The organism is Mobiluncus mulieris ATCC 35243 (genome assembly GCF_000160615.1).
Classification (GTDB): Bacteria; Actinomycetota; Actinomycetes; order Actinomycetales; family Actinomycetaceae; genus Mobiluncus; species Mobiluncus mulieris.
In genome coordinates this window covers 250,790-273,278 of sequence record NZ_GG668519.1, presented here as the reverse complement: position 1 = coordinate 273,278, position 22,489 = coordinate 250,790, and the positions used below count along the sequence as shown (strand labels likewise).

At 55.3% G+C, this 22,489-nt stretch carries 27 protein-coding genes; 25 read left to right on the top strand and 2 right to left on the bottom strand.

Annotation, left to right across the window (positions count from 1 at the left end; genetic code table 11):
* The first annotated feature begins 64 nt into the window (after positions 1–64).
* From HMPREF0577_RS06225 to HMPREF0577_RS11860, 8 genes are all read left to right on the top strand, one after another.
* Positions 65–526 (top strand): hypothetical protein, encoded by a 462-nt coding sequence (locus tag HMPREF0577_RS06225; RefSeq protein ID WP_004012918.1) that lies wholly within the window; start codon positions 65–67, stop codon positions 524–526.
* A gap of 15 nt (positions 527–541) precedes the next feature.
* Positions 542–898, top strand: coding sequence for a hypothetical protein (locus tag HMPREF0577_RS06220; protein WP_248613727.1), 357 nt, complete (start codon positions 542–544; stop codon positions 896–898).
* A gap of 165 nt (positions 899–1,063) precedes the next feature.
* Positions 1,064–1,369 carry a hypothetical protein gene (locus tag HMPREF0577_RS11020; RefSeq protein ID WP_004012916.1) on the top strand — a complete coding sequence of 102 codons (306 nt, stop codon included), beginning with the start codon at positions 1,064–1,066 and terminating at the stop codon, positions 1,367–1,369.
* 607 nt (positions 1,370–1,976) lie between these two features.
* Positions 1,977–2,252 (top strand): TIR domain-containing protein, encoded by a 276-nt coding sequence (locus tag HMPREF0577_RS12060; RefSeq protein WP_081443331.1) that lies wholly within the window; start codon positions 1,977–1,979, stop codon positions 2,250–2,252.
* Positions 2,225–2,563, top strand: a complete 339-nt coding sequence (locus HMPREF0577_RS11015; RefSeq protein ID WP_004012915.1) for a hypothetical protein — start codon at positions 2,225–2,227, stop codon at positions 2,561–2,563. The genes HMPREF0577_RS12060 and HMPREF0577_RS11015 overlap by 28 nt, the downstream gene beginning before the upstream one ends.
* On the top strand, positions 2,553–3,071 hold the full coding sequence (locus tag HMPREF0577_RS11010; RefSeq protein WP_081443330.1) for a hypothetical protein: 519 nt from the start codon (positions 2,553–2,555) through the stop codon (positions 3,069–3,071). The genes HMPREF0577_RS11015 and HMPREF0577_RS11010 overlap by 11 nt, the downstream gene beginning before the upstream one ends.
* Positions 3,072–3,460: 389 nt before the next feature.
* Positions 3,461–4,066, top strand: coding sequence for an ATP-binding protein (locus HMPREF0577_RS11865; protein ID WP_004012914.1), 606 nt, complete (start codon positions 3,461–3,463; stop codon positions 4,064–4,066).
* Complete coding sequence (locus tag HMPREF0577_RS11860; protein WP_248613725.1) at positions 4,056–4,682, top strand: DUF4143 domain-containing protein; 627 nt, start codon at positions 4,056–4,058, stop codon at positions 4,680–4,682. The genes HMPREF0577_RS11865 and HMPREF0577_RS11860 overlap by 11 nt, the downstream gene beginning before the upstream one ends.
* Before the next feature lie 50 nt (positions 4,683–4,732).
* Here HMPREF0577_RS11860 and HMPREF0577_RS06205 read toward each other — a convergent pair whose 3' ends face one another.
* Entirely contained in the window at positions 4,733–5,230 is a 498-nt protein-coding gene (locus tag HMPREF0577_RS06205) for a GtrA family protein (protein ID WP_004017097.1), read from the bottom strand.
* 700 nt (positions 5,231–5,930) lie between these two features.
* Here HMPREF0577_RS06205 and rpsP point away from each other — a divergent pair.
* From rpsP to HMPREF0577_RS06140, 13 genes are all read left to right on the top strand, one after another.
* Positions 5,931–6,410: a 30S ribosomal protein S16 gene (gene rpsP, locus HMPREF0577_RS06200; protein ID WP_004012910.1), complete on the top strand. Its 480-nt coding sequence runs from the start codon at positions 5,931–5,933 to the stop codon at positions 6,408–6,410.
* Positions 6,411–6,415: 5 nt separating this feature from the next.
* Complete coding sequence (locus HMPREF0577_RS06195) at positions 6,416–6,655, top strand: RNA-binding protein (RefSeq protein ID WP_036342646.1); 240 nt, start codon at positions 6,416–6,418, stop codon at positions 6,653–6,655.
* Positions 6,656–6,816: 161 nt separating this feature from the next.
* Complete coding sequence (gene rimM, locus HMPREF0577_RS06190; protein WP_004012908.1) at positions 6,817–7,407, top strand: ribosome maturation factor RimM; 591 nt, start codon at positions 6,817–6,819, stop codon at positions 7,405–7,407.
* An 18-nt stretch (positions 7,408–7,425) separates the two neighbouring features.
* Positions 7,426–8,943, top strand: coding sequence for a tRNA (guanosine(37)-N1)-methyltransferase TrmD (trmD, locus tag HMPREF0577_RS06185; RefSeq protein ID WP_004012907.1), 1,518 nt, complete (start codon positions 7,426–7,428; stop codon positions 8,941–8,943).
* A gap of 289 nt (positions 8,944–9,232) precedes the next feature.
* Positions 9,233–9,598 (top strand): 50S ribosomal protein L19, encoded by a 366-nt coding sequence (gene rplS / locus HMPREF0577_RS06180; protein WP_004012906.1) that lies wholly within the window; start codon positions 9,233–9,235, stop codon positions 9,596–9,598.
* Between the two features lie 201 nt (positions 9,599–9,799).
* Positions 9,800–11,248: a signal peptidase I gene (gene lepB / locus HMPREF0577_RS06175; protein ID WP_004012905.1), complete on the top strand. Its 1,449-nt coding sequence runs from the start codon at positions 9,800–9,802 to the stop codon at positions 11,246–11,248.
* Positions 11,249–11,252: 4 nt separating this feature from the next.
* Positions 11,253–12,035 (top strand): ribonuclease HII, encoded by a 783-nt coding sequence (locus HMPREF0577_RS06170; RefSeq protein ID WP_036342538.1) that lies wholly within the window; start codon positions 11,253–11,255, stop codon positions 12,033–12,035.
* A 72-nt stretch (positions 12,036–12,107) separates the two neighbouring features.
* Positions 12,108–12,419: a DUF2469 domain-containing protein gene (locus HMPREF0577_RS06165; RefSeq protein ID WP_004012903.1), complete on the top strand. Its 312-nt coding sequence runs from the start codon at positions 12,108–12,110 to the stop codon at positions 12,417–12,419.
* A gap of 216 nt (positions 12,420–12,635) precedes the next feature.
* Complete coding sequence (locus HMPREF0577_RS06160; RefSeq protein ID WP_248613724.1) at positions 12,636–13,145, top strand: YraN family protein; 510 nt, start codon at positions 12,636–12,638, stop codon at positions 13,143–13,145.
* On the top strand, positions 13,142–14,704 hold the full coding sequence (locus HMPREF0577_RS06155; RefSeq protein ID WP_004012900.1) for a YifB family Mg chelatase-like AAA ATPase: 1,563 nt from the start codon (positions 13,142–13,144) through the stop codon (positions 14,702–14,704). Before HMPREF0577_RS06160 ends, HMPREF0577_RS06155 begins: the two co-directional genes overlap by 4 nt.
* Complete coding sequence (gene dprA, locus HMPREF0577_RS06150) at positions 14,685–16,085, top strand: DNA-processing protein DprA (RefSeq protein ID WP_248613722.1); 1,401 nt, start codon at positions 14,685–14,687, stop codon at positions 16,083–16,085. Before HMPREF0577_RS06155 ends, dprA begins: the two co-directional genes overlap by 20 nt.
* A 145-nt stretch (positions 16,086–16,230) precedes the next feature.
* Positions 16,231–17,316 carry a tyrosine recombinase XerC gene (locus HMPREF0577_RS06145; RefSeq protein WP_004012898.1) on the top strand — a complete coding sequence of 362 codons (1,086 nt, stop codon included), beginning with the start codon at positions 16,231–16,233 and terminating at the stop codon, positions 17,314–17,316.
* 291 nt (positions 17,317–17,607) lie between these two features.
* Positions 17,608–18,318, top strand: a complete 711-nt coding sequence (locus HMPREF0577_RS06140; RefSeq protein WP_004012896.1) for a hypothetical protein — start codon at positions 17,608–17,610, stop codon at positions 18,316–18,318.
* 29 nt (positions 18,319–18,347) lie between these two features.
* Here the strand turns inward: HMPREF0577_RS06140 and HMPREF0577_RS11855 are convergent, their stop codons facing one another.
* Positions 18,348–18,680: a M23 family metallopeptidase gene (locus tag HMPREF0577_RS11855; RefSeq protein WP_231282857.1), complete on the bottom strand. Its 333-nt coding sequence runs from the start codon at positions 18,678–18,680 to the stop codon at positions 18,348–18,350.
* Between the two features lie 546 nt (positions 18,681–19,226).
* Between HMPREF0577_RS11855 and rpsB the strand changes: the two genes are divergently transcribed.
* From rpsB to frr, 4 genes are all read left to right on the top strand, one after another.
* Entirely contained in the window at positions 19,227–20,066 is an 840-nt protein-coding gene (gene rpsB, locus HMPREF0577_RS06130; protein ID WP_004012893.1) for a 30S ribosomal protein S2, read from the top strand.
* Between the two features lie 25 nt (positions 20,067–20,091).
* Positions 20,092–20,931, top strand: coding sequence for a translation elongation factor Ts (gene tsf, locus HMPREF0577_RS06125; protein WP_004012892.1), 840 nt, complete (start codon positions 20,092–20,094; stop codon positions 20,929–20,931).
* A 180-nt stretch (positions 20,932–21,111) separates the two neighbouring features.
* Positions 21,112–21,843 carry a UMP kinase gene (gene pyrH, locus HMPREF0577_RS06120; RefSeq protein ID WP_004012891.1) on the top strand — a complete coding sequence of 244 codons (732 nt, stop codon included), beginning with the start codon at positions 21,112–21,114 and terminating at the stop codon, positions 21,841–21,843.
* Positions 21,844–21,901: 58 nt separating this feature from the next.
* Entirely contained in the window at positions 21,902–22,459 is a 558-nt protein-coding gene (gene frr / locus HMPREF0577_RS06115; protein ID WP_004012890.1) for a ribosome recycling factor, read from the top strand.
* Positions 22,460–22,489: the final 30 nt, after the last annotated feature.

The window sequence follows — 22,489 nt, the reverse complement described above, 5'->3', positions numbered from 1 at the left end:
GATAGTATATGATATCTGTATGTTGCTTTTGATTCAGGCGATGGGTTGATTCGTGGGCAAGGGTATGGGTGGCAAGGATGAGCCTTCCCGGTATTGGTGGCTGACTGGTTTCCCGTCGTGGAATCCCGATGGGAGTCTTCCCATGCCGGTGTTGACCGAGGAAATCCTCCGCGCCATTTGTTTCGGCAGGACTGACCCGGTGACTAAGCGGGTCAGTGGCGGCCACGTGTGGGGCGCCATCCCCAACGGCCGGGGCAAAAAGAAGCATTCCGAGTTCCCCGCCGACTGGACACCGGAAACCGTGCGCGACGCCTTCTACCATCTGATACAAGACCGGCCGGTTATAAAGAAAAACCGTCTAGAATTCACTGGTGTTTACCTGGGGGTAGAAATCACTATAGAGTGCTTTTTCGTTGCGTCTGCAACTGAAACAGAGCAGGTTCACATGTTCCCCGTCAGGGGTCGGGGCGTGCGCCTGTGGAGGAATGGTAAGGAAGTTAAGGTCAGCCAGAAACGGCGGAAATAGGATAGAATTATGGCTATGCAGCGGAATTGGGATGATTGGGAAGAAAGTGATTTTGACAGTCCCTGGGGCGACGACTCCCTGGGGGGTCGCTTGACGTGCTTCATCATCAATCAGGTTCCGGAGTCGAGATTTTCTGTGTTGTTCGACTATACCTACTCCGAGTGGGATAACATCCTTGTCTTCAAACTGATGGGCGATATCTTCGATTTCAAGGTGATGCTTACCCCACAGTTTATTGCTGAAATCCGTCAGTTCACTACCGATGAACCCGGTGACTATGCCCAGGCTACGCTGGATTTACTTGACGAATACCTCGAAACCCACGCCCAGCCTTTCGCCAAGTCTGTCCCTAAAACCGCTGTCCCGGCCTAGCCTAAGTGCGCTCTGGCCTAAAATCCACGGACATTTAGTGTTTACTCAGAGTGAACGCGGCAGCTGGGTAGGCCTGTGACCTGTGCTTTTGTCTGGCGGGGTTTTTCTTCCTGCTCGCTAAATGTCCGTGGGTCTTCCTCGTCTTCATGAGGTGCTTGCCTGGGTGTGTTGCTTCGGCGGCTTACCGCTGCGCCGCTGCGCCGCTGCGCCGCCTTCGCGCGGGCGTGGTGTGTTGCTTCGGCGGCTTACGGGTGCGCGCTGGCGGGACAAAAGGGGAGGTTTCCCCTCGACTTTCACTTCGTGAAAGTCTCACCCCTCAGTCCCGCTGCGCGTCGCACCTCGCTGCGCCGCCTCCGTCGCTTACGTTTCGCCGTCTTCATGAGGTGCTTGCCTGGGTGTGCTGCTTCGGCGGTTGGCGGCCGCGTCGTTCAAAGTGCTTCGGCTAAATCAATTCACTGGATTGATTCTTAACGCCTTCGCTCTGTGACTGCGGCGTTATGTGGCTTACGCCACGCGCCACAGCAGTCTCGTTACGCGCGTTCCCAACGCTTCGTCGCTACGTGCCACTAGCAGCAGAAGCGACGCGAACCGCACCACAGCCGCCAAAACAGCGACGCTAGGCGGGTAAAAGCCGTCAGGCGCTAAAGCGGCGGGTCGGCAGACAGGTAAACAAAGACTGTGGCTCCGGGCAACCCCATCCCCGGAGCCACTAGGCCGGGAAACTCATCGTGTTTCAACCCCGGCCCTTTCGGGAAACGGGGAAACTTGGGGATGCCAAGCTACACTTGGCATCCCCAGGCGTACCTCTAAAAAATAGGCAGAGAATTTCTGGCATTCGAACGAGACGTTTGTGAATGTCGTTGATGCTGAGAATGCTGACAGTGTGATGTGATTTTATTGTATAAGAAAGGTAATGGCACATGACTGTAGGAGAGAATGAACCTAATCGTGAATTTACTACTTTTTTGTCAGCTATCATCACGATGACAACGATTATCTTAATGGCGCTATTACTGATTTGGCGCGAGATATTATTAAAAACTTGGAGTAAAGTTTCGGTGAAGCTGTTGAACTATTTATCGATGAGGATAATATCGAGTGGGGTGCGGAGTTGTATAAAACTATCGAAAATGGTTTACTGTACACGGATTTTCTTTTGGCTATGGTAACTCCGAGGTATTTTCGTTCGGAGTATTGTTGTTACGAGTTTAATAAATTTTTTCATCTGGCAGAAAAGGATCATGTCCCGCATGTGTTGTCTCTGATTATGCAGTCTTTGGATGAGTCCAATCAGCCGAAGACAGAGCTAAAAAAGCTAAAAAATATATGTATCATGAACTACCAAAGACGCTAGCAGCTATTAAAACAGGTTCTGAAGAATACAAGCAAATAGTAAGAGGTGTTGCTGAGAAGCTTCATAAATTGATTAAATCCCGCCGTGAAAGGGGTGCTAAGCGTGAAAGTAGTTCAACAGTAAAAGAACAATCTGAAAAGGTAGACCTGGGTACTGGGACAGCGGATTGGTTAGAGTTTTGTTTGTCCCCAGAAATTCAGTCGGTATTTACTAAGCCTATACCTGCATTACCTCAGCAAGAAAGATGGTCTGATTATTATTCTTTTATTGTGGGTAATATAGGTAATTTTAAAAGAATTCGTGCTTTTTAAAGATATGGATTGGGCTCAAAGAAAGAATATTAAAGAACGCAAGTCATATTTCACTATATTAGAAGAGGTTAAACAGGAGGCTCTTAAATTACCTAATATTATTTCATTGGATGAAACTACTCGAAATCATTTTGCCTATAGATTTTCTTCTATTGGGGATGTTGTAACGCATCTTAGAAGTAACTTTATGACATTATGTTTTGATGAGACTCGCTGCCTTAAGATACTTTCGACAAATCTACCTGATAGCTACAACCCCAACAGAACTTCCCTGTGTTATTTGCTTACTCATTATAACGAAAACCTGAGAGCAAATATTCAAATCAGCCTTGTACAAGATAAAACATTTGATTTTTCTGGGCTCGAAAGTTTGATTCCAGGGATGCGGGAATGGGTTATGAGATTTGAAACAAATCGCACCAAAATGGAATCAAAACTGTCAAGTCACGTTACAGAACTGATTCGTAGCTATAGTGCGGATAAGATTCGCTCAGATAACCAATTTTGATACCTATTACCGCAGGATGCTACACAGGATACGGGGAGGGGCGTGACAAATTCAGGAAAAAACCGGCTCGGCGTGGGGTAAATCGACTAGGGTACCCCGAATTTTCCTGATTTTGTTACAAGTGACCCGTCTCGACCCTGAATTTACGCCTAAAACCCCGGATGGCACCTCATGAACCGGCGACCAACCGAATTGGGAAACGCTAGAGCACCGGAAAAACCAGTTTCGGGGCAGAATCTAGGTGCCTCGGCGTGGCGGTTGGCCGGGTCTGACAAATCTGGAGTTCAATTCCTGATTTTCTGGAGTTGCGCTCCAGATTTGGTGCGCAGGGTCTATAATGGCTTGAACAGAGGGAAAAATCCCCAAAAGAGGCTAGGGAAGGGGGCGCCGTGTATATTACGCGACATCTGGAAGCTGCCGTGAGGCATGGTTCTGACAATTTTCCCGTGCTGTTACTCAGCGGTTCTAGACAGGTTGGTAAATCCACGGTTTTGCGCCAGTTGGGCGATTCTGAACGCGAGTATGTCACCCTGGATGACCCGTTTCAGCGTGATATGGCGCAAAACCGCCCCCAGGATTTCCTGGCGGGTCATCGCCCGCCGGTTACTATTGACGAGATTCAATATGCACCCCAGCTTTTCCCGTATTTGAAAATGGCGGTGGATGATGACTGCGCAGATGGAGCATACTGGATTACCGGATCCCAGGTGTTTCCCCTCATGAAAGGCGTGACGGAATCCCTCGCGGGGCGGGTAGCAGTGCTGCGACTGGGTGGGTTGACTGGGCGCGAGGAATACGGGCTGGCATCTCATGAACTGGCGACCAATCACGGCGAACTCGCGCAATCCCTTCCGGAACCCGTCGTGCGGCAAAAACTGAGCCAGTCACGTTTCGGACGAATCTTGCGGGGTCAGTTTCCTCGTAGTGTTACCCACCCGGATTTGAGTGCCGAATTGTTTTTTTTCGTCTTATATTCAGACCTGGTTGGAACGTGACGTGTACCAGCAGCTAAACCTGCGCTCGGAGTCGACTTTCCTGCAGTTTGTCCGGCTTTTGGCCGCGCGTACCGGCCAGGAGCTAAACAAGGGTGCCTTGGCCGCTGCCTTGCAGGTTGATACGAAAACCGTGACTTCTTGGCTGTCGGTGCTGGAGTCTTCGGGACTGGTGTACCTGTTGCCGGCGTGGGCGAGGAACCTGGGCAAACGCGTGGTGAAGCGTCCTAAAGTCTATTTTCTCGACACCGGGCTGGTTTGTTATCTTTGCGGTATCACCAGCGAGGCGGCGCTGCAAAATTCCCCGATTTCCAGGGCAATCTATGAAACGTGGGTGGTGGGCGAGATTCTGCGATCTTGGTGGAATCAGGGCTTGCGTGAACATGTATTCTATTACCGTGACCAGTCCCAAAAAGAGATTGATTTGATTCTGGAAATTGGTGAAACAATCCTCCCCCTAGAAATAAAGGTGTCGTCTACGCCCCACGCGCCTTTTAAAAAATTCGAGGTGCTCGCGCCGGTTGCAGCGCGGGTGCCCTACTGGGGGTGCATCTGTACCGTCGACGCTCCCACATCTGTTGGCGACAACGCCTGGCTGCTGCCGGATACTTGTCTGTGAAAGGTCACGTTTCCCCGGCGGTTTTCATGAGGCGACCATAACACTTGAGACTAGTTTGGTTTTGTGGTCTTTGTAGGAAAAACCACCAGTTTGTACAGGACGTAGCGCAGCGCGGTGCCGATAATCAGGCCGATAATATTGGCCGAGATATTATCCGCCAGGGGCGAAGTGAAGCTCAGTAAATAATGGGACACCCATAGGCAGGCCAGGGGAGGCAGCGCTCCGATAACATTAACCAGCACGAACAGCAGGGCTTCCTTCGCCACCCCGTGGCCACCGCGCTCGCGAAAGGTCCAAGACCGGTTGGCAATCCAAGAAAAAGTCGTGGCCACCGCCACCGCCACGCACTTGTCGAACAGCGGCCACTGCGGGGTCAGCCACAGCAAGAACAGGTTAAACACCGCCAAATCCACCACGTAGTTCGCCCCGCCCACCGTCAAAAACTTTGCAATCTCTGACCAGTTATTGCGCAAATATCCCCAGCCCCACCGCCACAGATGCGCCAGCGGATTCGCAGGGGATGACTCCCGCCCCGGTTTTTGACTCACCGTTATATCCTAAGCCTCACCCCGTCGGGGAACCGAAGCGGACACCCGCCCGCCCCGGTTTGCCCGCCTCTTTAGACAGAATACTTTGGGTTGCCCGGCGGACACCCGCCCGCCCCGGTTTGCCCGCCTCTTTAGACAGAATACTTTGGGTTGCCCGGCGGACACCCGCCCGCCCCGGTTTGCCCGCCTCTTTAGACAGAATACTTTGGGTTGCCCGGCGGACACCCGCCCGCCCCGGTTTGCCCAGTGGGTTAAGACAGCGGGATACTCGCGGGTGGGTTGGGTCTTGCCAGGGAACCCGATACTTGTCTAGACCGGGTCGGCAGGTGAGCGTTGGTTACGAATTCAGGAGAATTTGGCTACCGGGTGGAGGCTGCGGTGGTAAATTCAGGAGATTTCGGGTAAGGGGGGTCGGTATAGCGCCTGGTGTCCCGGTTTTTTCCTGGTTTAGTCACGCCCTTTGCCAAGGCATCCCGATTCTTATCAATGGGCACGCTCTGCCGTGGTTATTCCGGCATGCGCAAAATCACCGCGAAAATTGCACCGAGGGTGGGGAATCTGGCATAATCAAAGACTGTACAAACGTGGCTGCGCCTCCCTCTCTGCGTGGTTGCGGAAGTTCAGAGCAAGCCCCGCCACAGTGTTTCCCTGCCTGCGGTAAGACCTGCTCGAAAGTTTATTTACAAGGAGAGTCACAAAAGTGGCAGTACGTATTCGTTTGAAGCGAATTGGTAAAATCCATCACCCGATTTACCGCGTAGTGGTGGTCGACAGTCGCAAGAAGCGCGACGGGCGCGTCATCGAAGAGGTCGGAAAATACGACCCTAACCAGGAACCTTCCCTGATTGAACTGGAATCGGAACGCATTCAGTACTGGTTGGGTGTGGGTGCCCAGCCCTCTGATGCGGTACACCGTTTCTTGGTGCTCAGTGGCGACTGGGCCAAGTTCAAGGGTGCCAAGAATGTTGAAAACCGCATCCGCACCAAGGATGAAGGCGACGACGTAGCAGCGGCAATTAAGGCCGCCGACGACGCGGCTGAAAAGGCCAAGGCTAAGAAGGCTGAAGCCGAGGCTAAGGCCAAGAAGGAAGCGGAAGCCGCCAAGGCTGCGGCAGAGTCCGAAAAGGCTGCGGAAGGGATTCCGGCTGAAGAAGCCCCCGCCGAAGAGAAGGCTGAATAATGTCGATGATTGCCGAATCTTTAGAACACCTGGTCAGCGGGATCGTAGACGAACCGGAAGCCGTGCGGGTCAACGAAAAGAGCCTGCGTCGCGGCAAATTGCTGGAGGTTCGCGTTGCTCCCGCCGATTTGGGTCGGGTGATTGGCCGCAACGGGCGCACTGCTAAAGCCTTGCGTTGCGTAGCTACCGCGCTATCGACCAACGGCTCGGTACGAGTCGACGTTATCGACCAGGAACGGCACTGAGAAAAACCTCTATCCTAGCCCTCGCGTGAACACGTGGGGGCTAGGATGGTTTAACTCGATTTGGCTGCGTCGGTTTCATGAGGTGCCAAGAAAAACTGCCGATAAGATTATCCAAGAACAGAAATACTTAGATTCAACCCGATGGAAAGGCGAAGAAAACCGTGAAAGTCACCGTGGCCACCCTAGGTCGCGCCAGCGGAGTGCGCGGCGAAATCCGCGTTGCCCTGCGCACCGATAACCCCCATACCCGGTTCGCCCCCGGAGCGGTGCTGGTGACCGACCACCCGGATTTTCCCCGATTGACGGTGAAACAAGCGCGACACAGCGGGAAGCACTTCGTGGCCAGTTTCAAAGAAATCCCCGACCGGGATACCGCTGAAACCCTGGGCGGGGTGAAACTGGTGATAGAAACCGACCCGGAAGCCACTAACCCGCCAGGCCCAGACGAAACCCCGGGCGCGACAGAATCAGGCAGTGAAGACGGGTTTTACCGCCATGAACTGGTGGGACTGTCCGCCCAGACCCAAACCGGGGAAAGCCTGGGTATGGTGAGCGATTTGATAATCGGTACCGCCCAAGATTTGTTGGAAGTAACCACTGCGGACGGACACAAGGTCTTGATTCCCTTTGTTTTCGAGCTTGTCCCCGAGGTGGACTTAGCGGCGGGCAGGGTAGTAATGGCACCGCCGGGGGGACTGTTCCCCGATGGGACACAAAGTAAACAAGCAGAGGACTCGGATGGCACCTCATGAAACGAAAAAGGGGAATTAATGCGCTTCCAACTGATTTCCATTTTCCCCGAATTCTTTGACGTATTACGGATTTCCCTGGTGGGTAAAGCCGCGCAAAACGGCATATTGTCCTGGATAGCCACGGATTTACGGGATTTTACTGACGACCCGCATCGCACCGTGGACGACACCCCCTATGGTGGGGGTGCTGGGATGGTGATGCGCGCCGATATTTGGGGCAAAGCCATTGATGGGGCGCTGGAAAACTGTGGCTTGGACGCGGGGGAGTCGGCGGGGCGAGCGCCGGAAGACCCGGAAAACCCGGAAGTAACAGGACAATCCGCCCCACTAGAAGCACAATCCCCCAGGCGAGCGAAAACCGTGTTAGCAGTGCCCACTCCCTCGGGGCATCCTTTGACCCAGGCGAAGGTGCGGGAACTGGCCGAGGCCAAAAACATCATCGTGGCGTGTGGACGCTACGAGGGAATCGACGCGCGGGTAGTGGCGCATTACCGCGAGGTGCCCAACGTGGAAGTTTTCGAGTATTCATTAGGTGATTATGTCTTGAATGGCGGCGAAATCGCGGCCGTCGCCCTGGTCGAGGCGGTGGGGCGGCTGCTGGAAGGGATGGTGGGTAATCCCGAGTCCCTGGTCGAGGAGTCCTTCGAGGGCTCTGGCCTGTTGGAATATCCGTCGTACACCCGCCCGTCACAGTGGCGAAACCTGGAAGTGCCCGAGGTCTTGCTGGGCGGCAATCACGCGAAAATCGAGGAATGGCGGCGAACACAAGCCTTAGGGCGTACCGCCCGGATGCGACCCGAACTGTTGGAACACCTGGACGCGGCGAAACTAAGCAAAACCGAGCGAGAAATCCTGGCTGGCTGGGGGTGGATTTATTTACCCAGCCTGGTACCGGGAGACAGCGCAGCGGCTGTTAGCGGACACAATGCGACTCGACAGACGAAAGTAGCCGGCGGAGCGAATGACGCGGCGCCGCGTAGTTGCGTGGCACAGCGGGTGGTGATTCGCAAACCGAAACGAGGCGAAGCCCTGGCCTTGTCAGCCTTAGGGTCGGAAACCTTCCCCCTGGCCTGTCCCAGTTATATTACCCCCGCAGAAATCGAAGAATTCACCGAGGTAGAATTCAACTTAGAAACCGTAAAAGCCCGGCTGAAAGACCCGGAACACCACCGGTACCTGGTGGCGGAAATTGGTGGGGAACTGGTGGGATACACCTATGTGATTGTCGGGCTGGACGAAGCCGCAGCACAGCGTGCCGGGATCACCCCGGAGGACGCGTATCTGTCCAAATGCTATGTACGCGAGCCCCTGCGTGGCCTGGGGCTGTCCGGGGCGCTGCTGGAAGCAGCGCTGGCGGAACTGGATTCTACGATGGCGGTCAGTCTGGGAACATCGATTTACAACAAACGCGCCCAGAAATTCTATCGTCGACACGGCTTCAAAAAAATTGGCGCCCGGGAATTCGTAGTGGGGGGACGCGTAAACCAGGATGTGGTGATGCGCCGCCTCTGCCCAGATTCGGTTGGCACCTCATGAAGCCGCGACAGGACAGACAAACCGCAGCCCGAGCCGAAGTTAATCCACCAGAGGCGCCCGGGTGAGCCGGCGGGGCTAATTAGCGTCGCGACCCAATTTTATGGCACAATATACAAGCTTCCGGGCGGTTTAACCTGCCACAGGGGGAAACCACTGACCCGGGGGCGAAACCGAAACCGGCACCGCCGAAACTATCGCGAAGGCATGAAATTTGTCCGAACCGTGAAGTTGCGGCCAGGGTGCCCCGAAAGGCGTTTTTGACCTGTGGCAAGGGCGTCGAGGAGAAAACATGCAAAAACCTCAGATAGAGGAATTCAACAAGGCCTCGTTGCGCGAGGAAATCCCGAATTTCCGCGCCGGAGACACCGTCAAGGTTCACGTGAAAGTTATTGAAGGTAACCGTTCGCGTATCCAGATTTTCCAAGGCATCGTGATTGCCCGTCGCGGGGCGGGCGTAGGGGAAACCTTTACGGTGCGTAAACTGTCCTTCGGCACCGGAGTGGAACGTACCTTCCCGTTGCACGCCCCCACCGTGGACAAGATTGAAGTCGTGTCCCGAGGCGATGTGCGTCGTGCGAAGCTCTACTACTTGCGTAATCGGCACGGGAAAGCCGCGAAGGTCACCGAAAAGCGTGACAACAAGACCACGGCGTAACAAATTTCACCCGTAAAATCCCCCGAGTGTTTTCGCGGATTCGCGTCAAACCGGCGGGGATTAAGACGCTAAAAGAAACTGGGAAACGGAGCCAGGCCTTGGAATAAGGCCGGTTCCGTTTCCCATTTAGGTTATGATTTTAGTAATGCCAAGGTTCCCAGTCGGTAAAAATGGCGGGGTGTGCGCAGAGATCACTAGGGAGTGGATGTGAGTCCGAAATTTAGCGCCGACAACGGGGGGACTTTCCCCCCTGGTACGGGGCTGCCTCCCGATCCTCGATCCGACAAACAGTCGTCTGGCTCGACTAAGGGGGCGGCGAATTCAGGAACTGAGGGACATAACGGGCGCAATCTCAACCCCAAAGGAACCGGGGGCGCCCGGGGTGTTGACAGCAGCGAGACGCAATATTTCGCCGAGGAATTTCCTCGAGCCCACCCTGGTGGCGAATTTCCGGGTGGAATGACAGGGAGGATGCCGGGAGCGATGCCCGGAGAATACCCCGGGTATCCTCCCATGTATTCCGCCTGGAACCCGGATTTAGGTTTCGGAGATTATCCGCCTGGATTGTACGACCAGCTCTTTGAATACTACAGCAACGGCGCACATCCCTATTCTGGCCGCTCCGATGGTAAGAAAACAGGCTCGGATGCCTCCCACCCCGAAAAGGGGGCGCGCAGCAAAGTGACTCAGCGGGCGGGCTCAGGTAAAGGAGAGTCAAAAAACCCTGATAATGATGATGACCTATTGTGGGGGGATTTGAACGATTTCCAGGCCGTCCATCAAAGCGATTCTAATCGCGACAGCGTCGACGAATTTCGCGCCAGCCGGATGATGCGCCCCCGCGCCTATCCCAATCCCAACGAGCTGATGGTTCGCCAGGCGGGAGCCTTTGGACGTCCCCAACTTACCTTGGACTTCCCCTGGTACTTCGAGCTGATTGCGGTGGTTATCACGATGCTGACGATTTCCTCGCTGGTGCGTACCTTCTTGCTGCAGCCCTTTTATATTCCCTCGGCTTCTATGCAAAATACCTTAATGGTTAACGACTCTGTGTTGGTCGCCAAAACCGCGCCCCGATACAGTCCTTTGAACCGAGGCGATATTGTGGTTTTCCGTGACACCGAGAACTGGCTGCAGTCAGGCCGCGAGGGGCTGGTGAAAAAGAAAGCTCCCAACCCGGTGCTTGGCGGGATTAAACGTTTTATGATTTTCGCTGGCCTCGCCCCGGAAGACGCCCAAGGCTTCGTTATTAAGCGAGTCATGGGTATGGGTGGAGACACCGTGACGTGCTGTGACGAAGACGGCCTGTTGAACATTAATGGTAAAGCCATTGATGAGGACTACACTTTGAACACCGGTGTCGCCTCTGAGGTCAAGTTCAATGTGGTGGTTCCCAAAGGCTCACTGTGGGTGATGGGAGATAACCGCAACCATTCGGCGGACTCGCGCTATCACATGGATTCCCCTTCGGGGGGCTTTGTATCCGAAAAACAAGTCGTGGGTCGAGCCTTCGTGGTGGTGTGGCCGTTGGAACACATGCGTTTCATCTCGCCCAGCTGTGCGTTCTATAACATTCCCAAACCCGTTTTGGGAGATAAAGACGCCTTTTCCTCGGAATCCAATGAAGTCCCCCCAGGACGTCGAGGATAAGCAAATGCCTGACTTGTCTTGGGAAAGCGCCGCCCTTGGCGGGGTAAATGGCTGTGCGGTTTCGGGCGATTACTTCGCGGCCTCCGGTGGTACCGCCGCGCCGGTCACCCTGGTGGGTGGTATGGACGAGGTCGGCCGCGGTGCCTTGGCTGGTCCGGTTTGCATAGGAGTCACCGTGGTGAGTGCCACGGAGCTCGCCGCCGGGTTCCCGCCCGGCCTCAATGATTCCAAAGCTTTAACCGCCCGGCGGCGCGAAGCCCTGGTTCAGCCAATTCAATCTTGGGTCAAGGACTTCGCTATCGGCGAGGCCACCAATATGGAAATCGACGAAATGGGCATCATGGCGGCCATGCGTTTGGCGGGGTGGCGAGCCCTCAATCAACTGGACGCTCGGGGGCATTTGCCCCAAAAATTACTTCTGGACGGGAATGTTGATTACTTACAGGCCGAACATCAGGCGAATCTGTTTGATGCCCAATGGCACCTCATGAACCCGGCGCAACCCGCGCAACCCGCGCAACCCGCAATGGGCACAACCCCGGCGCATAACCCGCCGCCCGCCCCGCTATTAAAAGTACAAACCCTGGTGAAAGCCGACCAACACGCCGCGACGGTGGCGGGAGCAGCCGTGCTGGCAAAGGTGTACCGTGACGCGTTCATGAGTCGCCTGGAAGACCCCGGCTATGGTTGGAGCCACAACGTTGGCTACGGTACAAAAGCGCACCGAGAAGCCATTTCCCGACTCGGACCGAGTCGGTGGCACCGCCACACCTGGAAATTAAACTGAAAACCGGTAACACTGATTCAACGTTTAACGACTAGGATATGTAAGGTAACGGATTTACGAAAAGGCGCATTGATGGTTAACAACGAAGATATAGAGTCCTACGAAAACGGCTTAGAGCTGGAACTTTACCGGGAATACCGTGATGTGATTTCCCTGTTCAACTACGTTGTGGAAACCGACCGGCGCTTCTATCTGGCCAACAAAGTCAATGTCACCACTCATAACAACACCGGCGGGGACGTGTTCTTCGAGATAGAACTGGAAGACGCCTGGGTGTGGGATGTCTACCGTTCCTCACGTTTTGTCCAGAGCGTGAAAGTGCTGTCTTTCAAGGATGTTAACGTCGAGGAACTGTCCAAACCAGAGATTGAGATTCCCAGCTAGCTCACTGGTGCGCCGCTGTTGGCGGGTCGAGTCGGAGTCGGCGGTGGTGTCGGAGGTGCCGGTGGCATCGCGGCGGTATTTTGGGGCGGGTAAAAACCGTTAACCCGGGGTCGTTGTTGAGGTTTCAAGGACTTTTACCCTGTGGAAAACCCCTGAATTCACAGGTTTTTTTCGCGCCGCTTTTCGTGAGGACGGGGGCACGCCATGCTGGGGGGTATGACGAAGACGATTCATGAGGGGCTAGCCCCCAATCCGACGCCCTCCACTATGGCGAGTTGCCCGGCCAGCGGGGGATACAAGGCGCAAGTGCGGGCGCAACGCCGACTGTGTCGAGCCTTGAAACCCCCGAAGGCTCCCCGGAAAAACCCGCATAATCGGGAGCTTGGCCTTGCGGGCGAGGAGCTTGCGGTCGAGTTTTTACAAACCCAGGGCTACCAGGTGCTTGACCGCAACTGGCGATGTCGTGCCGGCGAGGTTGACATTGTGGCTTTGTCCCCCGATTCCGTCCTGGCTTTTGTCGAGGTCAAAACTCGCTCCACCCGACGTCACGGCACCCCTGCCGAGGCCATCACCTATGCCAAGTTGACGCGGATGCGTTGCGTTATGGGGGCGTGGTTTCGGGTTCATGAGGCGCCATTCCATCACGACGTAAGCCTAGATTTGGTCAGCGTGGAATGGGATGGGGTCGGCCAAGCCGCAATTACCCACCGAAAGAAGCTGAAATGAGCGCGGGACACACTTGGTCGGTGGGTCTGGTGGCCATGGAGGCTACTTTGGTGCGGGTTGAAGCCCATATTTCCGAGGGAATCTCGGCCTATACTTTGGTGGGGCTGCCTGATACGGCGGTACGTGAGGCTCGCGATCGGGTGCGGGCAGCGGTTTCTAGCTGTTTTATCGAATGGCCCGATGTGCGCGTGGTGCTGAACCTGTCGCCCGCCTCGCTGCCGAAAACTGGGTCGGGCTACGACTTGGCCATGGCGATGGCGGTGCTGGCGGCGATGCGGATTGTGTCGCCGGTGGCAGGCGATGACTTCGTGATGATTGGTGAACTCGGCCTGGATGGACGCATCATCCCGGTGCGAGGCATCCTGCCCAGTGTCTTGGGGGCGGTTAAGCAAGGTAAACACCGTTTTATTGTCCCCCACGATAATGTGTCCGAAGCCCAGCTAGTGCCCGGGGCGCAAGTCATTGGGGTACACCACCTGGGACAGGTTATAGAGCTTTTAGGCGGGAGTCTGTTAATCGAGATTCCTCCCGCCCCAGACAGTATTGACCGGGTGGAACCAGTGTCGGCGCGTAAAGCCCCGGCCGGAGACTTCGCGGATATTCGCGGACAAGCCGCCGCCTGCCATGCCATGGAAATTGCCGCCGCTGGAGGTCATCATTTGCTGATGGTTGGTACCCCGGGTTCCGGCAAAACCATGCTGGCTTCGCGTCTGCCAGGAATCTTGCCGCCGCTGTCCGATGAACAAGCCGTGGCGGTGACCGCCATCCATTCTTTGGCGGGAACCTTGTTTTCTGGTGAAGGCTTGATGCGGCGGCCTCCTTTCCAGGCTCCGCATCACTCGGCGACTTTAGCGGCGATGGTGGGGGGAGGTTCGGGAGTGCCGCGTCCGGGGGCGGCTTCGTTGGCACATTGCGGGGTGCTGTTCTTAGATGAAGCCCCCGAATTCGGGGTACGAGTGTTGGATTCCTTGCGTGAGCCCCTGGAGAATGCCGAGATTACGCTGCATCGGGCGGCCGGAGCGGCTGTGTATCCCGCCAGTTTTCAGCTAATAATGGCGGCGAATCCCTGTCCGTGCGGCAATGCCGGGTCGCGCCGGGCGCGCTGCACCTGTACCCCTTTCGCGCGTAAACGTTATTTAGAGCGGCTTTCCGGGCCGCTGCTAGACCGGATGGACATTCAAATCCAGGTGGAAACTCCGGGGCGGGGCGCGCTGTGCGCCGCCCAAGCCGCTGACACTACCGAGGTAGTCGCCCGACGGGTTGCCGAGGCACGCCGGGCTCAAACGGAACGCTGGCAGGGGCAAGGATGGTTGCTGAACCGCGAGATTCCAGGTTCGTTCCTGCGTTCCAAATCTGGGGGATTTTCTCCTGAAATCCTGGGGATGGTGGATGCCGTGGTTGAAAAGGGCAAACTGTCGATGCGAGGGGCGCAACGGGTGTTGCGATTGGCGTGGACAGCCGCAGATTTAGAAGGAAAAACCGTGCCCGGCATGGAACACGTGGGGGCAGCAATGACATTGAGACAACAAGGAGCAGAAATTGGAAACACCGGTGATTAATACGGTATTGGAAGTGGACAAGGTTGGTTTAAACGGGGTTTCACAGGAAGAAGGGCGTCCCGTACCCCAGCGGGATACTTCTCGGTGGGCGCGGGCAGCCTGGACCGCCCTAGCAGACCCTGGCGATGTGACAGCCGGGAACTTAGTGGAGTTTTTTGGGGCGTTAGAGGCCTTAGAGCGGCTGATGAGACTCGCAACTCATGAAGTCGAACCCGATGAAGATGCCATCCGCGACACCTTTAAACCCTTTGTGTTGCCTGCCTCGGTGGCGAAAATCGCGGGCTGGGCGTTGCGTTGGCGTGTGGTTAGCGTGGATCAGGAATTGGAGTGGCTGTGGGAAAACGATGGCAGCTTTTTAATCCCCGGTGACCCGCAGTGGCCCCGAACCTTGGACACGATGGGAGCAAACCGACCCTTAGCCCTGTGGGTGCGAGGGGATCCGGCGGCAGTACAGGACACCGAAACCGGTGCGGTGGCTTTGGTGGGCTCGCGTTCCGCGACGCGTTATGGCATGAGCATGGCCGGGGAACTGGGATATGACCTGGCGCAACACGGAGTTTGGGTGATTAGCGGCGGTGCCTACGGTATTGACGCGGCGGGACATCGAGGAGCTTTGGGTTCGAGTGGAAAGACTCTGTGTGTGCAAGCCGGAGGGCTGCGGGAGTTGTACCCCGCGATGAACACTTCGATGTTTGACCAAATCTTGGAAACTGGGGCGATTATTTCCGAACAACCCTGGTCGTATCGCCCGCAGCGTCACCTGTTTTTGAGTCGCAACCGGCTGATTTCCGCTCTGAGCCAGGTGGTGGTTGTGGTGGAAGCCGGAACTCGTTCCGGGGCGATGTCCACCGCTAACCACGGGGCGGAACAGGGACGTACAGTGGCGGCAGTGCCGGGTTTAGTAACCTCCGGAGCCTCGGCGGGATGTCACCAGCTGATTCGGGAAGGCGCGACCTTGGTGACGTGTGCCGGGGACGTTTTGGAGCTTATGCAGCCATTTGTGGCTCCAGACGAAAAACCAATAGGGGCATGTAGCACAGCTGGCTCGCTTGGGGAGGGTGCGGGGCACAGCGCGGAGAATGTGACATTGTCTACCGCTGCGGCTAAAGAATCGAGTGAGGCGGGGCATAGCGCCCCAGCAGCTGGCAGCAATGCTAATCCTAGTACCAAGCTTAGTGCTGACTCCCTGTTCAGCCCGTTTTTGAAACCGGAAACCATCAAGGTCTTCGATGCCTTGCCTAAACGCATGTGGGGCAGCCCTGAAAATATCGCGCAGAAGGCCGGCTTGGGAATCAGCGCGACTCTTGGCGAGCTGGGCTTGCTGGTTTTGGACGGGAAGGCTGAAACCCGTGACGGAAAATATCGCCGTCCCCAGCCCTAAACCCTAGTGTGGGGGCGGTTGGGGCGAGCGAGTCGTTTTGGGGACTTGTGGAAATCGGGGGTGGTGCTGGCGGTGCGGTGCGTAAACTCTCGGTTTGGGGCGAGCCAGGTGGGGTGGCGTACGGTGTCAGTCATAAACTGAAATAGTGGATAAAGACGCTAGCGAGGAATGGGAAGCCCAGGTATTAGCCGAATTCGCGGAATATCTGCGTGCCAATCGGGGATTTTCCCCTCATTCTTTGCGGGCTTATCTTGGTGATTTGCGCGAATTACTGGAGTTTTTGTGTCCCCCTGTAGCGTTGGTGCCCGCTGCGGGGTTGGCTGCTCCGCCGCGAAGCGGTGAGAGCTCGGGACGCGGGTTCGCTGCGCCAGAGCTTTCGCGCGCGCTTAGTGACCCCGCGCGAATTCGCGCTTGGTTGGGGGACATGTCCCGTCGCGGAGCTAGCCGTGCTACTTTGGCGCGTCGCGTGGCTTCTTTCCGTACGTTTTCGGCTTGGGCGTTAAAGCACGGCTTCATGAGTTGCGATTCTGGATTGCGGCTTCACTCCCCAAAGCCAGACAATTCACTTCCTACGGTTTTGAGCGAAGCACAGGTAGCTCGGTTACTTAATACGGCTCGTCTTCAGGCCTACAGTCTGGGAGTTCACCAGAAGGCCTCGAAATCCCAAGCGGAAATTCCTGATTCGATTCCGGGGGATAGCGCCGTGCCCAATCGCGTGAATCCCGTAGGTTTGCGGGATTGGGCGCTTTTGGAGTTGCTTTATGCCACCGGTGTTCGGGTCAGTGAGCTGACGGGTTTGCGGTTGCGAGACATTAGCCGCAGCGAGGCTACCATCAGGGTTTGCGGCAAAGGCGGTAAGGAGCGGGTCGCTCCCTATGGAATACCGGCTGGTATTGCTCTCGATGAATACCTGGAACAGGGGCGCCCGGTTTTGGTGTCCCCTGACAGGGACGCGGGCGAGTGGGTGTTTTTAGGCGTGAAAGGCGGGCGGCTCGACACCCGCCTGGTGCGAGGCATGTTGCACCGTATGACTGCGGTGGCGGGAGTGCCAGATTTGGGGCCGCACGGTTTGAGACATACGGCGGCCACTCATTTATTGAATGGGGGGGCTGATTTGCGTTGTGTCCAAGAAATTTTGGGTCATGCCAGTCTGGGCACTACCCAGAGGTATACTCACCTTTCGACGACTCATTTGCGGCAGGTCTATTTACAGGCACACCCTCACGCCTAGCTGGGATTTACTGGTGGGATAGGGCGGATAGGAAATCTTCAGCTCCGGACAATCGGCAAAAAACACCCAATAAAAGGGGCTTAAGTCCCTGTAGGTGAAGATTTTTGCGAGAGTCTTCAATTTTTGGATTTGAAATCACTCCTGAAAAGCACAAATGCTCGACTAAAAATTGCAAAATCCTTAAAGTAAAGTTAGAATAACCCTAGAAATAGCTGAGAATGATAGCTAGAATGGAACCGGAACGTCAGTTGAGGGCATTCTGCATCGTAGGCAGACCGAGTGTTGGAGGTTATGGTGGTGAATCTGAAGCGTTCAATCAGTTCTTTAGTAGCGCTGACGCTTGCCGCTGCGCTGCTCTCGGCATGTGGCTCCGAGAAAGAAACCGGTGCCGCTGTTACGGCTCGGGAATTAATGAGTTCCGATATTACCTTGCAGCAGCCGGCGGGGCCGAAAACATCTTTCCCTCTTCCCGAAAGTTCTGTTCCTACCAAGGCGGCTTCGAATACACCTAAGCCTTGCGCGGAAGTCAAGCTGATTCCTCCGAAGAATCTGATGAGCGTGGCGCCTTTTGCTGAACCTAAGCGCTTCGAAGAATTTTCGGAGCAGGGAGCGGCTGATGTCGTGGCCTATTACACCTATGCTACTTATTACAGTTTCGTCAAGCGCGATACCTCGTTGATGCGCCGGGTGTTTACCAATGAGTGCACTAAGTGTGCAGCCATGGCAGATTGGGTTGATGCCTTTGTGGCTAAAAATGCCCAGGTACAAACCGGGATCCCCACCACTGACATTATTGATGTTTACGGCGAAAAGCTCGAAGGCGGTTTCGCGTTCTGGGTAGTGGCTCAAAACCGGGAACCGGCCATTTTGGGCTGTGATGCTAAAGGGACAACCGGGGGATATGACGCGCCCTCTACCTCCAAGTCGCTCTATCGGGTGGAATCGGTGCAAGGAAAGAACCTGATTACCGGTATCTACAAAGTCCCCGAGCATTACCGCTAGATTCCCCGCATATCCAATTTGCCGGTTGGTTATGACAGCGGCCAGAGTCGGATGCGTCCCCCCAGGAGTTCCAGTGGATCAACATAGCCATCCCGACCGTCTTTTACCCCAAAGTGGAGACGATTGTCCCCTGGATAGTGTCCTCCTAGCGCGATACCAATCGGGTCACCCCGAGAAACCTCGTCGTTTTTACTGACACTGGGCTCGACTGGTTCGTAGGTGTAGCGTCGACCGCTGCTGTCCTCTAATGAAACCACTGGACGACCGGCAAGTTGCCCGGCATAGAGTACGGTGGCATCTGTAGCGGCGAAAACAGTTTCGCCGGGAGTCACCCGTAAATCAATACCACGATGACCCGGCAACCACCTTTGTGCTGGGGGATCAAAACGCCGGGGCACCGGCACAGGGCGACCTGTGGGCCAGTATAGAAACTCGGTCGTGGTTATCACAGATTCGGGGGTGACAGTTGAACTTGTCCCAAAAGACACACCGGGAGCACCCAGTAGGAACAGCGTGAGGCAAAACACTAAAATTCTTTTCATATCTAGAGCTTGCGTGTAAACCAGGAATAACCACAGCGGAGAATCTCTATCCTGTGGATAAAACGGGGTGGGGGACGGTTGTGGAAAACTCGAGAAACGGCTTGGTATCGCCAAGAATTAGCGATGATTCCCCAGCTTTGCTAAACTTAGAACGCGATTGGCTTTGGCCAATTGACTACGCGTGTACGCAGCCGCAGCCGCGCGTTTTCCGGTTCTGAGAACCGAAAAACGTCGCGCAGCGGTCACCGATTTCTCGCTAGGTCCCTTCGGGGTGCGGGGAATCCTGCGACACCAGGCATTAATTAACCGAAATCGGGCGTATCCGTTAACCACGGGTGTGCCCCAAAACTGAAAGAAGGACGACCAATGGCAGTCGTAACTATGCGCCAGTTACTGGAAAGTGGCGTACATTTCGGGCATCAAACCCGCCGCTGGAACCCGAAGATGAAGCGTTTCATCCTCACCGACCGATCTGGGATTTACATCCTCGATTTGCAACAGACCCTGGCTGATATTGATATCGCCTTTGATTTCGTCAAGCAAACTGTGGCTCACGGCGGCACCATGCTGTTTGTGGGCACCAAAAAGCAAGCCCAGGAATCCATTCAGGAGCAAGCCACCCGGGTGGGGATGCCCTATGTGAACCAACGTTGGCTGGGTGGGATGTTAACCAACTTCGCTACAGTACACAAGCGTTTGCAGCGCCTCAAGGAACTCGAACAGTACGATTTCGAGGACACTGCTTCTACCGGCTTCACCAAAAAAGAACTGTTGATGATGCGCCGCGAAAAGGACAAGCTGGCCAAGACACTGGGCGGTATCCGCGACATGAACAAGACCCCCTCTATGCTGTGGGTGGTTGACACCAAGAAAGAACATCTCGCAATCTCCGAGGCGCAAAAGCTGGGGATTCCGATTGTGGCCATTTTGGATACCAACTGCGACCCCGACGAAGTAGATTACGGGATTCCCGGCAACGATGATGCGATTCGTGCGGTGGACTTATTGACCAAGATTATCGCTGATGCCTGTGCCGAGGGGTTGGTGGAACAGTCCAAGAAGCAAATGGGTGAAGGCGGACAAGACGCCGAACCTATGGCTGAGTGGGAACGTGATTTGCTGCAAGGTGAAGCCGCACAGACCCCGGTAGAAACTCCGGACGAGGCCGCGAACCCGGAAGCAACTCATGAAACCCCCGCCGAGTAACCGAGACGAGACATAAGGAAAAACAATGGCAAAGTACAGCATGCAAGATTTGAAAGAACTGCGCGAAGAAACCGGAGCTGGTTTGGCTGACGTCAAGAAAGCGTTGGAAGAAGCCGAGGGTGACCGTGAAAAGGCTCTGCAAATTATCCGCGTCAAGGGTCTAAAGTCCCTGTCTAAGCGGGAAGGGCGTTCCGCCGGAATGGGATTAATCGCCGCCAAAATAACCGACACGGCTGCTGGGCAGCGCGGCACCCTGGTGGAAGTCAATGCGGAAACCGACTTCGTGGTGAAAACCGAGAAATTCATCAATATGGCCGAGGTAGTGCTCCAGGCGGCGGCCGAATCCGGCGCTAGCACCACAGAAGAACTGATGAAAGCCAAGACCGCTGACGGTACCGTAAAAGACACCATTGATGCAGTGGCCGCGATTATTGGCGAGAAACTCGATGTCGCCAATGTGCGCCAAGTAGAAGGCGAAGCGGTGGATGTGTACCTACACAAGTCCTCCCAAGACTTGCCACCCACCGTGGGGGTGCTGGTAGCCACCGATAAGGCCGGAGCTGGGGTAGCCCACGATGTGGCGATGCATATCGCGGCGTATTCTCCCGAATACTTGAGCCGTGACGAGGTTCCCGCCGAGGCTGTCGAAAAAGAACGTGAAACCTTGACTGAAGCCACCATCGCCGAAGGCAAACCCGAAGCGGCAGTCGCCAAGATTGTCGAAGGCAAGATGAACGGGTTCTTTAAGGAAAACGTGCTGCTCGACCAGCCTTACGCCAAGGATCCCAAGACCACAGTTGGCAAGATTGTGGAAGCCTCGAAAGGCAAAGTTACCGGTTTTGCCCGCTTGCAAGCCGGCGAATAATTCACGGTAGTTTTCAAAATCGGGCAGCTCCGAAGCTAAAGGCTTCGGGGCTGCCCGCTAAATTTACATATAATAAGCAAAGCGGCTGTGGCACCCCACGACCGGTGACCACAAAACCGCTCGCGGAACCGAATGTGGAACCGAACGAGCCAGTGAGGAAAGGAAACGAGGACTCAGGTAATGGTTGAAAATCCGCCCAGACGGGTATTGATGAAGCTATCCGGCGAGGTCTTTGGGGGAGGTTCCGTAGGACTTGACCCTAATGTGGTCTTGGATATCGCCCACCAAGTCGCGATTGCAGTGAATAACGGGGTACAAATAGCCATCGTGGTCGGTGGGGGAAACTTTTTCCGGGGTGCAGAGCTGTCCCAACGTGGTCTAGATCGAGCCCGTGCCGACTATATGGGGATGCTTGGAACTGTGATGAACGCCTTGGCATTGCAAGACTTTTTGGAACAAGCGGGGGTGCGCACCCGCGTCCAATCCGCCATCACCATGACCCAGGTTGCCGAGCCCTATGTGCCCCTGCGCGCCATTAGGCACCTGGAAAAAGGTCGGGTTGTGGTATTCGGCGCCGGCGCCGGGATGCCATATTTCTCGACCGACACGGTTTCCGCCCAGCGTGCCTTAGAAACCCATTGCCAGGAACTGTTGGTGGGTAAAAATGGGGTCGACGGGGTCTATACCGCTGACCCCCGTAAAGATGCGAACGCAACCAAACTAGACAAAGTAAGCTATGAACAAGCCCTGCGTGACGGGCTCAAGGTAGTGGACGCGGCCGCCTTTGCTTTGTGCAAAGACAACGGTTTAGCCATGCGAGTCTTTGGGATGGGAACACCTGGCAATGTCACCAAGGCTCTATTAGGCGAGGATATCGGCACAGTGCTGTACAGCGAGAATGGCGCCTCATGAACCCGAATCCAAAACAATAAACTAAACGAAACCCCAAAACGAACAAAGGAGAAACCCCATGATAGACGAAATACTGAAGGACACGAAAACCAAGATGCAAAAAGCCGTGGAGGCCACCAAGGATGAATTCGCCACGATTCGCACTGGGCGCGCCAACGCGGCCATGTTTGACGGAATTGTCGTGGAATATTACGGTTCCCCCACCCCGTTGAAACAACTCGCATCATTTAATATTCCCGAGGCGCGTACCGTAATTATTCAGCCTTTTGACCGCAACGCCACCCAAGACATTATCCACGCTATTTCGGAATCAGATTTGGGAGTCACCCCCACCGATGATGGCAAAACCATTCGGGTAGTGTTACCGGCACTGACCGAAGACCGACGCAAAGAATACGTGAAACAAGCCAAAACCAAGGCCGAAGAAGGGCGGGTGTCGATTCGCGGGATTCGGCGCAAAGCTAAGGATGCCATGGAAGCACTGAAGAAAGACAAGACTTTAGGCGAAGACGAAGTGGAACGGGGGGTCAAGGAACTCGATACCGTCACCAAGAAATTCACCGACGAGGTTGACACCCTGCTGGAGGACAAAGAAACCGACTTAATGACTGTCTAAACCAGGCAGGAAGTAGAACTCCTGCATTAT